12 protein-coding genes and 2 tRNA genes are annotated in these 15,974 nt (G+C 33.0%); 7 read left to right on the top strand and 7 right to left on the bottom strand.

Translation table 11 applies throughout. The annotated features are described in order from the left end of the window. The first annotated feature begins 7 nt into the window (after positions 1-7). From DEA20_02465 to DEA20_02455, 3 genes are read left to right on the top strand one after another with little or no spacing between them, the layout of a single operon-like run. Positions 8-511: an HIT family hydrolase gene (locus DEA20_02465; GenBank protein ID HBS48037.1), complete on the top strand. Its 504-nt coding sequence runs from the start codon at positions 8-10 to the stop codon at positions 509-511. Between the two features lie 36 nt (positions 512-547). Continuing rightward, complete coding sequence (locus DEA20_02460; protein HBS48036.1) at positions 548-847, top strand: hypothetical protein; 300 nt, start codon at positions 548-550, stop codon at positions 845-847. Continuing rightward, positions 835-1,284, top strand: coding sequence for a hypothetical protein (locus DEA20_02455; protein HBS48035.1), 450 nt, complete (start codon positions 835-837; stop codon positions 1,282-1,284). Before DEA20_02460 ends, DEA20_02455 begins: the two co-directional genes overlap by 13 nt. A gap of 44 nt (positions 1,285-1,328) precedes the next feature. Here DEA20_02455 and DEA20_02450 read toward each other — a convergent pair whose 3' ends face one another. The 5 genes from DEA20_02450 to DEA20_02430 form a co-directional block, all read right to left on the bottom strand. Beyond that, positions 1,329-1,583: a hypothetical protein gene (locus tag DEA20_02450; protein ID HBS48034.1), complete on the bottom strand. Its 255-nt coding sequence runs from the start codon at positions 1,581-1,583 to the stop codon at positions 1,329-1,331. A 157-nt stretch (positions 1,584-1,740) separates the two neighbouring features. Then, positions 1,741-1,947 carry a hypothetical protein gene (locus DEA20_02445; GenBank protein HBS48033.1) on the bottom strand — a complete coding sequence of 69 codons (207 nt, stop codon included), beginning with the start codon at positions 1,945-1,947 and terminating at the stop codon, positions 1,741-1,743. A gap of 31 nt (positions 1,948-1,978) precedes the next feature. Then, positions 1,979-2,054: transfer RNA gene (locus DEA20_02440), tRNA-Glu, on the bottom strand. A gap of 14 nt (positions 2,055-2,068) precedes the next feature. Beyond that, a tRNA-Lys gene (locus DEA20_02435) sits at positions 2,069-2,144 on the bottom strand. 180 nt (positions 2,145-2,324) lie between these two features. Beyond that, positions 2,325-3,086 carry a hypothetical protein gene (locus DEA20_02430; protein ID HBS48032.1) on the bottom strand — a complete coding sequence of 254 codons (762 nt, stop codon included), beginning with the start codon at positions 3,084-3,086 and terminating at the stop codon, positions 2,325-2,327. Positions 3,087-3,699: 613 nt separating this feature from the next. Between DEA20_02430 and DEA20_02425 the strand changes: the two genes are divergently transcribed. The 4 genes from DEA20_02425 to uvrC are packed head-to-tail and all read left to right on the top strand — an operon-like array spanning position 3,700 to position 11,979. Further along, positions 3,700-6,519, top strand: a complete 2,820-nt coding sequence (locus DEA20_02425) for a hypothetical protein (GenBank protein ID HBS48031.1) — start codon at positions 3,700-3,702, stop codon at positions 6,517-6,519. A 25-nt stretch (positions 6,520-6,544) separates the two neighbouring features. Then, entirely contained in the window at positions 6,545-8,347 is a 1,803-nt protein-coding gene (locus DEA20_02420) for a hypothetical protein (GenBank protein ID HBS48030.1), read from the top strand. An 18-nt stretch (positions 8,348-8,365) separates the two neighbouring features. Next, a complete protein-coding gene (locus DEA20_02415) occupies positions 8,366-10,297 on the top strand; it encodes an excinuclease ABC subunit B (protein HBS48029.1) in 1,932 nt (643 codons plus the stop codon). Next, positions 10,294-11,979, top strand: a complete 1,686-nt coding sequence (gene uvrC / locus DEA20_02410) for an excinuclease ABC subunit C (protein ID HBS48028.1) — start codon at positions 10,294-10,296, stop codon at positions 11,977-11,979. Before DEA20_02415 ends, uvrC begins: the two co-directional genes overlap by 4 nt. Positions 11,980-11,989: 10 nt before the next feature. On the opposite strand, the gene DEA20_02405 is transcribed toward uvrC, so the two are convergent. Together DEA20_02405 and DEA20_02400 are read right to left on the bottom strand one after the other, a co-directional pair. Next, positions 11,990-13,975 carry a hypothetical protein gene (locus tag DEA20_02405; protein HBS48027.1) on the bottom strand — a complete coding sequence of 662 codons (1,986 nt, stop codon included), beginning with the start codon at positions 13,973-13,975 and terminating at the stop codon, positions 11,990-11,992. Positions 13,976-13,988: 13 nt separating this feature from the next. After that, on the bottom strand, positions 13,989-15,971 hold the full coding sequence (locus DEA20_02400; protein ID HBS48026.1) for a hypothetical protein: 1,983 nt from the start codon (positions 15,969-15,971) through the stop codon (positions 13,989-13,991). Between the last annotated feature and the right edge of the window lie 3 nt (positions 15,972-15,974).

Below are 15,974 nucleotides of genomic sequence, written 5' to 3'. Positions count from 1 at the left end.
GTTTGATATGGATAAAATATACGCTCCATGGCGTGATTCTTATGTTGCGCAAGTAACTGGCGACAAAAATAAATTTACAGATGACAAATGTGTTTTTTGTGAAATTTTTAAGCAAAAAAATGATGAACAAAATTTTGTACTGCGCAGAACTGCTGATACTGTAACTGTGTTAAATCTTTATCCTTACAATGCGGGACATTTGATGGTTTTGCCGCTTGATCATAAAGCTCAGCTTTCAGATTTACCCCTTGATGTTCGATCTTTGATTATGGAAGAGACAAATTTAGCTGTTGAAATTATTAAAGTAGTTTTTAAACCAGAAGCTTTTAATATCGGTATAAATATGGGCAAAGTTAGTGGCGGTGGAATACCAACTCATATGCATGTTCACATAGTTCCAAGATGGAACGGCGATGCTAATTTTATAGCAGTAATTTTTGATACAAAACCGATTTCTTTTGATTTAAAAGATATTTATAAAAAATTAAAAGAAGAGTTTGATAAATATTAATTTAATACGAATTTAATAATTAAATTTAATAAAAAAATGAAAAATAATGTATCTGAAGATTATAAGATTATTTTAATAAGTATAATTCAAAAATATTTGCCATATTGCACCATATATCTATTTGGATCGCGCGCTAGGGGTACTAATCAATCTGGAGCAGATATAGATTTAGCCTTAGATAATAAGCAAAAAATTCCATTTGATACAATTTTATCAATTTATAATGATATTGATGAAACAACTATCCCCTTGTTTGTAGATATTGTGGATATAAATAGTGCTTCGCTTGATTTAAAAATGGAGATAGAAAAAGAGGGTATAAAATGGACGAATTAAAAATAAAATATAAAAATTTAGAAAGCGCTTTAAAATCATTGGGTAAAGCTTTTAATAATTTAGAGAAACTTGAATCGAAAAAAGATTCGCCCTCTTTGTTTTTGGAGTACAACGAATTATATAAATCTTTGCGCGATTCTTTGATTCAACGATTTGAATTTTCAGTGGATCTTTTTTGGAAATATTTAAAAAAATATTTAGAAAAAAGAGGAGTTCCAACTTTAGAAGTTAGTTCTCCTAAGCCGACTTTAAAAAGCGCATGTAAAGCAACTTTATTGACCGAGCAAGATACAGATGTTGCATTAAAAATGATTGATAGTAGAAATTTAACTTCTCATATGTACAAAGAAGAATTTGCAGAAATGTTGCTTCATCAAATTCCTAGTTATTATCAAATAATGAAAAAATATTCAGAAAAGTTATATCCAGATAAGTAAAAAATATAGTGTAAAAAAATAAGGGATCATAAAGATCCCTTTTATTATTTCTTAAAAACTAATTTTTTAATTTTCAAAACAGTTTCATCGATATAATCAGTTACTTTTGTAAGACCTATCATACGAAGTCCGAAATAAATGCAGATTAAACCAAGTCCAAGAATGATCGAATTTATTATAATTTCGCGTGAATTGATTATTAAAAATAGACCCAAAAGTAAGATCCCAATGCCGAGCAATAAGCTTTGATTTTTTCTCATCCAGATCAAAGATTTTGTATAAATTTCTTTTATATCCACCGTTTCTCCTTTTTTATTTTGAATATGTTTTTGCAATGGGTTATATGTCAAATAGAATATTACCAAAGAAAAACATTAAGAAACAAGAATAAAACTAAAAGATTAAAATATTTGTTTTTATGAAAGAAAATTTATTTTGAAAGCTTGTGGTTGGCTTTCACTTTTTGAAGATGTTTTTGAAGTTTACAAATTTATAAGAATGAAAAGATGTAAAGTTGTTTGAGTTGTTTATTGAGATTCCGATCAATATCAAAATGATACCAAGAATAAGTGCGATAAGTTTTAAAACTAAATCAGCAGCGAAGAAAAATATTACGAAAATTCCGGCTAAAATAAGTAAGAAACTTTTGATTTGATTGTTCATTTTTTAGATTTTATTTGGATTGTTTTTATTTTGGTACCCCCAAGGGGATTCGAACCCCTGTTACAGGAATGAAAGTCCTGTGTCCTAACCAACTAGACGATGGGGGCATTTATTTTAATTTTGGTGAGCCGCACAGGGATCGAACCTGTGACCCACAGCTTAAAAGGCTGTTGCTCTACCGACTGAGCTAGCGGCTCATGCCCGTTATTTGTGTATTTCAAAAATGTCACATGTAGACAACTCTACTGAAGATAGTTTTTCATGTCAAGAAAAAGCTTAATAAAAATGCGAGAATTATTATTTTAAATTCTAATTTGATGAGATAAAAAAAGGCTTGCGAAATTTCGCAAGCCTTTAAATTTTGATTAAAGTTGTTTTTAATGAATATCAAGCGATATAACAATTGCAGAACAGTTGTCGGTAGAATGTTTTTCGCGGCTCAATGCTTTATCAACTAAATCTTTTGCAATATTTTTACTTCCAGCTTGCGATTGTGCTAAGACAAATTGCGCAACTTCTTCATTTCTAAAGACGTCCCAAATTCCATCACAAGCTAAAACTATAAATTTGTCAGTTGGTTGTAATTGTACAGCAGTTACATTAGGGATAGGAGAAACTAAATATTTATTAATATCAATTGTACCATCACCTTGCACAGGTTTAAAAAAATAGTCTCCAAACGCCCTAGAAACCGCTAGATTACCATTAACTCTATTAGAAAACACGCATCCACCAGCTCCTTCAATTCTAGCTTGTTCTTCTGGATTATTGGGTTTATGATCTTTTGTGCTAAAATGGACTCCACCGTTTTCTGTTATTAAAATAGTTCTGCTATCTCCAAGATTTGCAAAATACGCAATTCTAGTTCTTTTATCAATAAAAACAGTAGTCGCACATGAACCTACATAACCAGCACCGTCTTCTATATGAGCATCAACTTGATGAATCATTTTATCTACTTCTAAAAATGCTGCTGAAATGTTTTCTTTGAATGTGCCAACTCTTATATTTTGAAGAATCTTCTCTTTTAAATTTTGTTTTAAATACTTAGCAACTTCGTCTCCGCCATGCCCATCATAAACAGCTGCAAAAATATACGTTTTTTCAGGGGAACAATCGGTATCAACCTCATCTTCCATGGTAAGCCTTATACCTCGCTTTGCAAAAGAAATAACTTGCGAACAAAGTACAGTCCCATCACCTACGTTTGGACTAACACCTGAATCGGCTACTGGTCTACTATCTTCAGGGCTTACTATAGGAGATTTAGACCTACATAATGAAGGATTATGGGTTATTCGTAAAGGGTTAAGGGTTATTGGTTGATTTAATGATTTCGTTACAGATGTTTTAGTAGTTATTGGTAGCGGTAAAGTAGATTCACTTTCAGGTTCTCCACAAGATGCAAAAAACAAAACTGAGCCAACAACTGTGGCAAGTAAAAAAAGTTTAGCAATATTTAATTTTTTCATATTTTTCATAAAATTACTTTCGTTAAAATGTTGTTATGATTTTAACCATTTTAAATGTAATTTGTTTTATTGCAAAGGGTCAACTATTCACAGATGGTTTTTCAGTAAAAACGTGGTTTTTAGTTCAAAATCTAATAAAAACACAAATTTATAGTTAAATTTCAATAAAATGTTAACAAAAGTGCGAAAATTTCTATTTGGCAATCAAGACCCCTTGTTTAGGTTGAAAATAGCTGTTAAGATAAGGCTTTTAGGATTATGACTTTTGGGGGCTTTTTTTATGGATATGATAAAGATTCGTGGTGCAAGGCATCACAACTTGAAAAACATAGATTTAGAGATTCCCAGAAACAAGCTTGTTGTGATAACAGGTGTTTCTGGATCTGGTAAATCTTCTCTAGCTTTTGACACACTTTATGCCGAAGGTCAAAGACGTTATGTCGAAAGTTTATCAAGCTATGCACGCCAATTTTTGGGCGTTATGGACAAACCTGATGTGGATTCTATAGAAGGTTTAAGCCCTGCTATTTCCATTGAACAAAAATCTGCTTCTAAAAATCCTCGAAGTACTGTTGGTACAACTACAGAAATTTATGATTATTTAAGACTTTTGTACGCACGAATTGGCAAGCCTCATTGTCCAAACTGCGGAGATTTAGTCCAAGCACAAACTATTGATGCGATCCTAAATAATATTATGCAGTTTGAAGGCAAAGAGATTGAGATATTGTCTCCAATCGTTCGTCAGAAAAAAGGAAGTTTTCAAAAAGTTTTTGAAGAACTTGATAAATCTGGATTTTCAACCGTTTTAGTTAACGGAACACAATATTTTTGCTCTGATACAATTGAGCTAGATAAAAATAAAAAACATGACATTTCAGTGATTGTGGATCAATTAGTTGTCAAAGATCGTGTGCAGATTTCAGATTCGATCCAAACCGCTCTTGCTCTTGCAAAAGGATATTTGCAAATTCGAATAAATTCTGGAAATAAAAAAATTGAAAAATTATATACCAATCATCTTGCATGTTTAAAGTGTGAGATTTTCCTACCAAATTTTGAGCCTCGAGATTTTTCGTTCAACTCTCCTTTTGGTGCTTGTGAAAACTGTAGTGGACTCGGCGCAAAATATAGCTTTGATGAAGATTTGGTTGTGCCTGATAAAACATTAGCTATCGCTGATGGTGCTATCAAAGGTTTGCGTGCAGCTCTTGGCGAAAATTTTAGAATTGAGCGAATTACTTCGATCAGCAGAATATGTGGATTCAATATTTTCCAGCCATTTAAAGAGATTGATAAAATAGTTCAAAAAATTATTTTGTATGGGCTTGATACAAACTTAGAAAAAGAACTTTTAAAAAAGAAACGTTTGAGTGCGAAAGAACTTAATTATTTATCTGGATATGAAGGTGTTATACCTATGCTTTTGCGACTTTATAACCAATCGGAAAAAGATTATCGCAAAAGAGATTTTGAAAATTATATGCGAAGCAATTTTTGCGAAATATGCCAAGGTAAACGTCTGAAGAAGGAAGTGCTTTCTGTTTTGGTTGGTGGCAAAAATATTATCGAAATTACAAATTTAGATATTTACTCTTCGCTCAAATTTTTCGAAGATTTAAAGCTTAATAAAACAGATTCAACTATTGCAGAACTTATTTTGAAAGAAATAAAAACAAGATTAACATTTCTGCAAGATGTTGGACTTGGGTATTTGAGTTTATCAAGAACTATGGAAACTTTATCTGGTGGGGAAGCACAACGAATAAGGCTTGCGACGCAAATTGGTTCCAACTTGATGGGTGTTATGTATGTTTTGGATGAACCGTCAATTGGTCTACACCAGCGTGATAATGCCAAACTTATCAATACTCTCAAAAGATTACGTGATCTTGGAAACAGTGTCATAGTTGTCGAACATGATGAAGAAACAATTTTGGAAGCAGATTTTGTTGTAGATATTGGTCCGGGTGCGGGTGTGCATGGCGGAAATCTGATTGCATTTGGTACGCCAAAAGATGTGCAAGATAACAAAAATAGTTTGACTGGAAAATATTTGAGTGGCGCTATAAAAATCGAAGGCAGCGATAAAAAACGACAGCCCAAAGATTTTTTTGAAATAATTGGCGCCAAAGAAAATAACTTAAAAAATATTAATGTTAAAATTCCGACAGAAGTTTTGGTTTGTGTAACCGGTGTTTCTGGTTCTGGTAAATCAACGCTTGTTAACGAAATTTTAGCAAAAACATTGTCACAAGAGTTTTATGGATCTAAAGATTTACCAGGTAAATGTGATGCTATAAAACATAATTTTAAAAATCTAGTAAATATTGATCAAATGCCTATAGGGCGAACTCCGCGCAGCAACCCTGCGACTTATGTAAAATTGTTCGATGACATTCGTAAACTTTTTGCATCTACCAAAGAGTCGCAAATAAGAGGCTACAGAGAAGGAAGATTTTCTTTCAATGTAAAAGGTGGAAGATGCGAAAAATGCCAAGGTGATGGAACGATATGCATGGAGATGCACTTTTTGCCAGACGTTTATGTGAAGTGTGAAGAATGCCAAGGTAAACGTTATAATCGCGAAACATTAGAAATTTTATACAAAGGCAAAAATATTCACCAAGTTTTGACAATGAATGTTGAAGAAGCGGTGAAATTTTTTGATTCGATCCCAAGTATCAAGCGAAAACTTCAAACATTGTTTGATGTAGGCCTTGGATATATTGAACTAGGTCAAAGTGCGACAACGCTTTCAGGTGGAGAGGCACAGCGAGTAAAACTAAGTAAAGAATTATCCAAAATTTCGACCAAAGATACGCTTTACATTCTCGATGAGCCAACAACAGGGCTTCATTTTGATGATGTGAACAAATTGCTCGGAGTGCTTAATCGACTTGTGAATAAAGGCGCAACATGCCTTGTTATAGAACATAACTTAGACATTATTAAAAATGCAGATTATGTGATTGATTTGGGACCAGAAGGTGGTCGTGGTGGTGGCGAAATAGTTGCATGTGGAACTCCTGATGAAATTGCGAAAAACAAAAAAAGTTTTACAGGTCAATTTCTTAAAAAAATATTACAAATAAAATAAGTGGATTATGGAGGTCATTTAAATTATGAAAAATATATTAAAAAAAATATTTTTGTGTCTTTTACTTATAACAAGTTTTTTATCAGCGGGTGGTAAGTTTGATGAATTTTCATATGAACAGTTAGAAAGCATGAAGCAAACATTGCAGCATGTAAAAGCGTTACATGAAAAAGTTTTTAAAGGTTGCTATGTTGGTCTTGAACATTTTACAAATAAAGATGGAGAATTTGACGATACAGAATTTAAAGCTGATTTAAGTTTTGTTACAGAACAGATGCATTGTGATGCAGAATTGAAAAAGATATGCAAAATTTGGAACATTATGCTCCTGCCTTTATATAAATATTTAGAAGGTAAGCAAAAAATTCTTACAGATTATAGCGTTCGAGAAGATTGGTTTAGGCTTCAGCCTAATTTAGAAAAAACTCAGAGAGATTATGAGCTCTTTTTTAGAAAAAGGAAGCAAGAAAACCCTGATGCAGATGAAACTCTTTCAGATGCTTGTGAGGTAATTTATAAAGGTTTTTTGGGGGTGGATTCTCCAATTGATACTTACAAAGAACATTGCAAAAGAGCGGAAAAAGAATTTTCAGAAAATGAAGCAAAAATGCAGATGGAAGAATCCTTAGCTGGAATGTTATTAAAAGCGAGCTCAGATAAACATGGCGCGGTGGCTGCAGTATCTGCTAGAGCTCGATTGCAAAGGAAATTGGTCGAAAAAAATAGAACAGTCGTTACCGAAATGACCGCGGATGGAACTTTTAGTCTTTTTAAAAGAGCTTTTCTTTTGTTGCGGGAGTGGAGTTTAAAACAAATTGAGGAAGAAGATAACTCATATTTAGAATTTTATAAAATTTTCTCGATTAAAAAACTTTCGCGTGAGGAAAGTTTTTCTCCTATAGAAAAATTAATGCGACTTCGCAGCGAAATTATTTTAGAGCAGGTTGTAAGAAGAAAACAGGCAGAAAAAGTTAAAGATATAAAATTTGTTCCTACAGATCCAAAAGTGTTAGAAAAGGAAAAAAGAGAAGAGCTAGATTCAGCTTTTAGACTTGCAAAAATCAGTGGAATATTCTCTGCACAACAAGAAGCGAATGTAGAACAATCTAAATTTCTTAAAATTTTTGATCCAAAAATGATTGAAAGAGAACATAATCCAATATCTTTTACGGATAGATTTTGTGATTGTGAATACTCAATAACTTTGTTTGACTTAAGAAAATACTTCCCTCAAGAAAAAAGATTTTTACCAATTCCAATTTTATCAAGGACATCTAGCTCTACAGTTATGAACTCTTCTCAAATTGAAGAGTATAGAGCAGATCGTTCTGCTACTTTAGCGCAAATAGATATGTATGGATGTAGAGTTCCTTGTATTAGGATTGATGATCAAATGGTTGAGCGAGCGGATTTATTGCATGCATTTTCAGACCAAGTTGATATAAATATCGAAAATTATGGAGTTTGCGAAAAATCTTGGGAGCAAGTTCTAAATGAAATAAGTCGAGACGTTTTAAGAATTTCTATTTTGGGAATCATTACTCTTCCTTCGCATGAACAAGTTTTGGGAATATTTGAATATTTAATAGATCCAACTATTAATGTTTGTTTCCATAGATGTTTTAAACCAATCAGAAGTTTAAATTTTGAAAGTCCTGAAAGTATAATTTTGTTAAATGCAATAAAAGATTGTTTAACAGATTTAAGAAATGCTCAAAAAAAAATAGATGGTGGAGCTTCAAGTTCCTCAGGGATTTCACTTTATGATATTTATTCAGAAGCTATAAGAACGTTGAATCCTGTTATTGCGGCAAAAAGTCAAAATTAAAAATAGAGAAAAATATTTATGAATAAATTTGAGTTAGTTAGCAATTTTAAACCTGCAGGCGATCAGCCAAAAGCTATTGAAAAATTAGCTGATGGATATGAAAAATATCCACTTCAAGTTTTGCATGGTATCACCGGAAGTGGTAAAACATTTACGATTGCTAATGTCGTAGCTCAGATAAATAAACCAACTTTGGTTTTAGTTCACAATAAAACTTTAGCTTTTCAACTTTACAGCGAACTCAAAGAACTTTTTCCAAAAAATCGTGTTGAATATTTTGTTTCATATTTCGATTACTACCAGCCTGAATCTTTTATCCCTGCGACAAACACTTATATCGAAAAAGATTCTAGAGTAAATAAGCAGATCGAACTTATGCGACTCAAAGCTACAGCATCTCTCATGACTCGAAATGATGTGATTATTGTTAGCAGCATTTCCTGTCTTTATGGCATAGGAAGTCCTTCGGATTGGAAAGCTATCGCTTTTGAAATTAAGGTCGGACAAACAATTGATCGTATGGAGTTTTTTAGAAAATTGGTAGCCTTGCAGTATGACCGAAATGATATTGCACTTGAGAGTGGACGCTTCCGCGTCAAAGGCAACACTGTGGATTTAATTTTGGGTTACGAAAAAAACATTGTACGTTTTAATTTTGTTGGAAATAAAATAGTTCGAATTGTGGAAATAGATGCAGTCAGTGGTAGTCCGATTGGCGCTTTAGAAAAAATAATGATATTCCCAGCGAGACATTATATTGTTCCCGAAGATCGAATTGAAGGAGCGTTAAAGTCTATCAAAAAAGAGTTGAAAGTTGCGGCTCCACTTTTGCCCGAGCTGGAAGGCAAGAGATTAATTCAGCGAACAAATTATGACATGGAGATGATAGTTGAAACCGGATATTGCAACGGAATTGAAAACTACTCTTCTCACTTTGAAAATCGAAAAATTGAAGACCCACCATTTTGTTTGCTCGATTTTTTCCCAAAAGATTTTTTGCTTGTTATCGATGAAAGTCACCAAACTCTTTCACAATCACACGCTATGTATTTTGGTGATAGATCACGCAAAAAAAATTTGGTAGAAAATGGTTTTAGGCTTCCAAGCGCTTATGGCAATCGCCCTTTGAAATTTGAAGAGTTCGAAAAATATTTCAATCATGTGGTTTGCATTTCTGCAACTCCTGCTGAATATGAGTTGCAACATGCTGGACAAATTGTTCAGCAATTTATTCGCCCTACAGGGTTGCTCGATCCTATTTTGGAAATAAGACCGGTCAAAAATCAAGTTGATGATTTGATAAATGAAGTTCAAAAATATGTTAAAAACAATCATCGTATTTTAGTAACAACTCTGACAAAGCAGATGGCAGAAGATTTGACAGAATATTTGAGCAAAGCTGGCGTCAAAGTGCGATATCTGCACAGCGAAATAGATTCGATACAGCGAACGGAAATTATAAGACAACTTCGTATCGGAGCTTTTGATGTTTTGGTTGGAATTAATTTACTACGTGAAGGTCTTGATATTCCGGAAGTTGCACTTGTTGGGGTTTTGGATGCGGATAAAGCAGGATTTTTGCGCGATGAGAAAAGCTTGATACAAACTATCGGGCGTGCTGCAAGAAACGCGGAAGGTAAAGTAATTTTGTATGCAGATAATATCACAGACTCGATCCGAAAAGCATATGATATTACAACAAAGCGAAGAGAAATGCAGGAAGCTTTTAACAAAGAAAATGGAATTACTCCAAAAACAATTTATAAAGCTATTCCAGAAAGCGAAATCAAAATCAAAACTGTTAAACATTTGGCAAAAGGTGATGTTGCAAGATATATTGCGGAGCTTGAAGGCGAAATGTATAAAGCTGCAGAGAATTTGGAATTTGAAAAAGCTATAGAAATTCGTGAACAAATAACTGTTTTAAAAAAGCAGAATGTAGATAAATGAAAAATGTAAAAGATTTTCCATCATCTCCAGGTGTGTACATTCACAAAGATGTACAAGGAGATATTATTTATGTCGGTAAGGCCAAAAATCTGCGTAAGAGAATTGCAAGTTATTTCAATGAAAGCCGACTTGATCCAAAAACAACAATTTTGGTTTCTAATATCAAATCTACAGATTACATAATTACCAATAATGAACTCGAAGCTCTTTTGCTTGAGAATCAATTAATCAAAAAACATAGACCAAAATATAATATTCAACTAAAAGATGCTGCCAAATATTTTTATATCAAAATTACTAAAGAAGATTTTCCACAGGTTTTGGTCGCGCGCAAAACAAACAAAAAGGATATTTTTTTCGGACCTTATACATCTTCAATCAGAGGATTTACCAAAATATTGCGAGATTATTTTAAGATACGAAGTTGTGGATTTATCATGCCCAAAAAATCATGCCTTTATAAAGATCTTGGTATCTGTAGCGCACCTTGTGTCGGAAAAATTTCAAAAGAAGATTATAAAAAAATAATTGATGATGTGATTCATTTTATCCGTCATGGAGATGAATCACTTTTGAGTGAATATCAAGAAAGAATGGAAACGCATTCAAAAAATTTAGAATTTGAAAAAGCTTTAGAGTTTAGAAATAAAATAAATTTATTGCATCGTTTATTGCAAAAACAATGTGTCGACTTGATCCATCGCAGTGACACCGACGCAATCGGTATCGCTACAATAAATAATAAATCATACATTTCTGTCTTGAGTACAAAAAATGGTGTTTTGCTAGAAAAAAATAATTTTACCTTTCTTACAAGCGACGACATTTTGAGCGAATTTTTAAAAATTTATTATACCCGCTACCCTGCTCCAGATGAAATTATAATTGATGGTGAATTTGATAGTGCCATCGAAAATTATTTACAAGAAATTTGGAACAAAAAAGTAACTATTAGCAATGCAAAATATGGTAGAAAACTGGAGCTCATAACTCTTGCGAAGAAAAATGCATACACACAAATAAATTGCCAAGATAATTGTTCAATCGAAATTAAAGAGATGCTTGCACTTGCTACCATTCCACACATTATAGACTGTTTTGATATTTCAAACTTTGGTGAAGATGTGATAGTTGGCGGTTGTGTGCAGTTCAAAGGTACGCAGCCCAACAAATCACAATATCAATATTTTAATATCAAAGGCGATTTCGGTCAGGATGATTTTCGAAGCATTCATGAGGTTGTAAAGCGACGTTACGCAAAATATTCACTTCCTGATTTACTTTTAATCGATGGAGGAAGTATACAAGTTGATTTTGCACAGAAAGCATTGAAGGAACTAAAACTCAACTGCCCAGTTATTGGTCTTGCAAAAAAAGAAGAAACAATCATATTTCCCGATGGTAAAAGTTTACGTCTCAATCTCAAAAAAGATGGTGCAAAACTTCTTATCAAAATTCGTGATTCTGTTCATAACTTTGTGATTGCACAAAGTCGCAAAGTTTTCAAAAAATCTTATAAACATTCAGCTCTTGATGATATTGTTGGAATTGGTGAAAGTACAAAATTTAAACTTTTGCAGTGTTTTGGCTCTGTAGAAGCCGTGCAGAAAACAAATTTAGAGCAACTTACTGATTGCATTGGAAAATCTAGGGCCGAAGTTGTTTATAAATTTTTTCATTAGAAGTTCCTCCTTATAAAGATTTAAGGATTTTGTTGTAAAGAGTTGTATTATTGGAATTTAAATTGAGAGTAGCATTTTGAAGAGATAATTTTGAAGCAATATCTGTGCTGCTTAGTAAAGCTTTGTAACGTCCATAAATTGAAAATCCAGTTACTAAAAATGTATCATCATGGCTAATTTTAAAATGAGCTAGACCTTCAGTACCATCCAAATTATCATAAGATATTGGAGTTAGTGTTTCACCATTGAATCTAAAAATATTTAGAGTTGCGCCATATGAAGCAAATATATAATTTGTTTTAAATGACCAGTCATATCTTTCGTACTGTTCTGTAAATGTAGTTACTAAAGATAAGCTTTCACCATCAAAATAATAAATTAGTCCTTGGGAATAATCTAATCTTGCGCGTATTAAATATTTACCGGTAGAGCTCCATTGAGCTGAATAACATTTAGCTCCTACTGAGTCATAGGTAGATGTTCTTTGTGTCGCTGTAGTTCCATCAAAATATAAAATTTTTAATGGATAAACGCCTGGGGTTTCAAAACCGTTTGCCCAAGCTAAATATTTACCATTAGGGGTCCAGTCTAGAGTATTATAATAAGCAGGATTAGTAGTATTCCAAGCATCGTTTTCAAAGCTAGTGATGAGATTTAATTCTGCACCATCAAAGCTATAAAATCTTAACCATTGGTGGTCGCCTGATTCAGTAGCAATATATCTACCATCAGGACTCCATCTGATATTGTAATTGCTTTCAGGAGAGGTGCTTGTTGCATCTGTAACAGTACTTACGCTGCATAACTCAGAAAGTAATGTTCCGTTAAAGGTATAAATGCGGACATTTTTTTTAGGAGATCCTGCATTTTCTCCCGACACCGCTAAATACTTTCCATCAGGGCTCCAATCGGCGCCAATTGATGTTACGTAACCATCGCCATATGTGCCGGATGTAATATAATCCATATTTTTATTATAAATTCTTACAGTATTAGGGTTTCCGTCTGGATGGTCAGCGGATGCGTATTTTACTAAAGCGTAATATTCGTTTGAAGAAGTAAGTGCATTATCTAAAGCATAACTGTATTCACTAAAATATTGTTTACTACTTATTTTCCCATTGAATAATGATAAAGTTTTACCATTGAAAAAATTTGTGCTTGTTAAGTCTAAATTTAAAAAATAATTATTTAGATCTAGGCTATTTATTATTTCAAAGTTTGCATTAGCATTTACGTTGATGGTTGCTTCTGTTGAAATATTAAGGCTATTAGGATCGCCATTATTAATTATTAATCCTGCATTATTAATATTTAATTTAGAATTGTTTTTAATTTGTAAAACACAATCTTCTGCGGAGAGGCTAACTCCAAGTTGCAGTGCATTCATAGTGTTGGTGGATGCATTATCTATCGTACAGTTTCCATCTATGATTAATTTTCCACCTACAAAAAGTGGTCCATTGTCGCTAGAAGTTGTTGAATTATAATTGATATAGTCAACTTTGAGGGTAGAATTTAGAAGATAAAGCGAAGAAAGAGAATTAGAAAAAGTAACAAGTTTGATATTTTTTTGCGGTGGCTGCATGACAAAAGTAGTATTGTTAAATTTGAAAGTAGCGCCGTCATCGATCAAAATATAATGTCCTTGCGTTGTGAATTTATTGTTGTTACTTCCGATAAGGCTATTGCCTTTGACGATCATTGAGCCTTGTGTCATTGTGTAGTCGCTGCTCAAATAAAGTTTTGCATTTTCCAAAATTAGTTGTGACGTAGAGTGGTGCATGATAATGTTGTTTGCTCGTATATTATTTACTTGTCCATTTTTAATTGTGTAACTGTCACCTTCGGGGATATAAATAGATTGGGTAGGAGTTAAGTCTAAAACTCTACCTGCAAGGTCGTAAACTATGGTTCCTGCGTTTAAAAATGAGTCGATAAATAACGTTGTTATGATTAGAAGCGAGGTGTGAATTTTTAATTTAAATTTTTTCATTAGACGCTCCTTTTTATAAAGTTCTTAAGGTTTTGTTGTAAAGAGTTGTATTATTGGAATTTAAATTGAGATTAGCATTTTGAAGAGATAATTTTGAAGCAATATCTGTGCTGCTTAGTAAAGCTTTATAGCGTGCAAGAATTGAAAATCCAATTACTAAAAATGTATCATCATGGCTAATTTTAAAACGAGATAAACCTTCAGTAGTATCAAAAACATTATAAGATATTGGAGTTAGGGCTTCACCATTGAATCTAAAAATATCTAGTTTACCGCCATATGAAGCAAAGATATGATTTGTTTTAAATGACCAGTCATATCTTTCGTACTGTTCTGTAAATGTGGTTACGAGAGATAAGTTTTCACCATCAAAATAATAAATTAGTCCTTGGGAATAATCTAATCTTGCGCGTGTTAAATATTTACCGGTAGAGCTCCATTGAGCTGAATAACATTTAGCTCCTACTGAGTCATAGGTAGATGTTCTTTGTGTTACTGTAGTTCCATCAAAATATAAAATTTTTAATGGATAAACGCCTGGGGTTTCAAAACCGTTTGCCCAAGCTAAATATTTACCATTGGGCGTCCAGTCTAGAGTATTATAATAAGCAGCAGTAGCAGTATTCCAAGCATCGTTTTCAAAGCTGGTGATGAGATTTAATTCTGCACCATCAAAGCTATAAAATCTTAACCATTGGTGGTCGCCTGATTCAGTAGCAATATATCTACCATCAGGACTCCATCTGATATTGTAATTGTTTTCAGGAGACGTACTTGATGCATCTGTAACAGTACTTACGCTGCATAACTCAGAAAGTAATGTTCCGTTAAAGGTATAAATGCGGACATTTTTTTTGGGGGATCCTGCATTTTCTCCCGACACCGCTAAATACTTTCCATCAGGGCTCCAATCGGCACCAATTGATGTTACGTAACCATCGCCATATGTGCCGGATGTAATATAATCCATATTTTTATTATAAATTCTTACAGTATTAGGGTTTGCGCCAAATCCTGGGGCGGCGTATCTTACTAAAGCGTAATATTCGTTTGAAGAAGTAAGTGCATTATCTAAAGCATAACTGTATTCATCAAACCATTGCTTACTACTTATTTTCCCATCGAATAATGATAAAGTTTTACCATTGAAAAAATTTGTGCTTGTTAAGTCTAAATTTAAAAAATAATTATTTAGATCTAGGCTATTTATTATTTCAAAGTTTGCATCAATATTTACGTTGATGGTTGCTTCTGTTGCAATATTGAGGCTATTAGGATCGCCATTATTAATTATTAATCCTGCATTATTAATATTTAATTTAGAATTGTTTTTAATTTGTAAAACACAATCTTCTGCGGAGAGGCTAACTCCAAGTTGCAGTGCATTCATAGTGTTGGTGGATGCATTATCTATCGTACAGTTTCCATCTATGATTAATTTTCCACCTACAAAAAGCGGTCCATTGTCGCTAGAAGTTGTTGAATTATAATTGATATAGTCAACTTTGAGGGTAGAATTTAGAAGATAAAGCGAAGAAAGAGAATTAGAAAAAGTAACAAGTTTGATATTTTTTTGAGGCGGCTGCATGACAAAATTTGTGTTGTTAAATTTTAACGTTGCGTTGTCATCGATCAAAATATAATGTCCTTGAGTTGTGAATTTATAATTATTACTTGCAATTTCACAATCTCCTTTGACGATCATGGATCCTTGAGTCATTGTGTAGTCGCTTCCCAAATAAAGTTTTGCATTTTCCAAAATTAGTTGTGATGTAGAGTCATGCATTATGATGCTGTTTGCAGTAACATTATTCACTTGTCCATTTGCTATTGTATAATCGGTACCGGCTGGGATATAAATAGATTGAGTGGATGTTAAATCTAAAATGTCCCCACCAAGATTGCGCACGATGGAGCCTGCATTCAAAAGAGAGTAGATAAATAACGTTGTAAAAAATAAAATCGAAAGATAAAAAGAGGATTTGGTTATCTTCATGAA

This window comes from Candidatus Dependentiae bacterium, from assembly GCA_003511165.1.
Taxonomy (GTDB): Bacteria; Babelota; Babeliae; order Babelales; family UBA12411; genus UBA12411.
The sequence above is the reverse complement of the archived record's forward strand: the minus strand, read 5'-3'. Positions and strand labels throughout refer to the sequence as shown.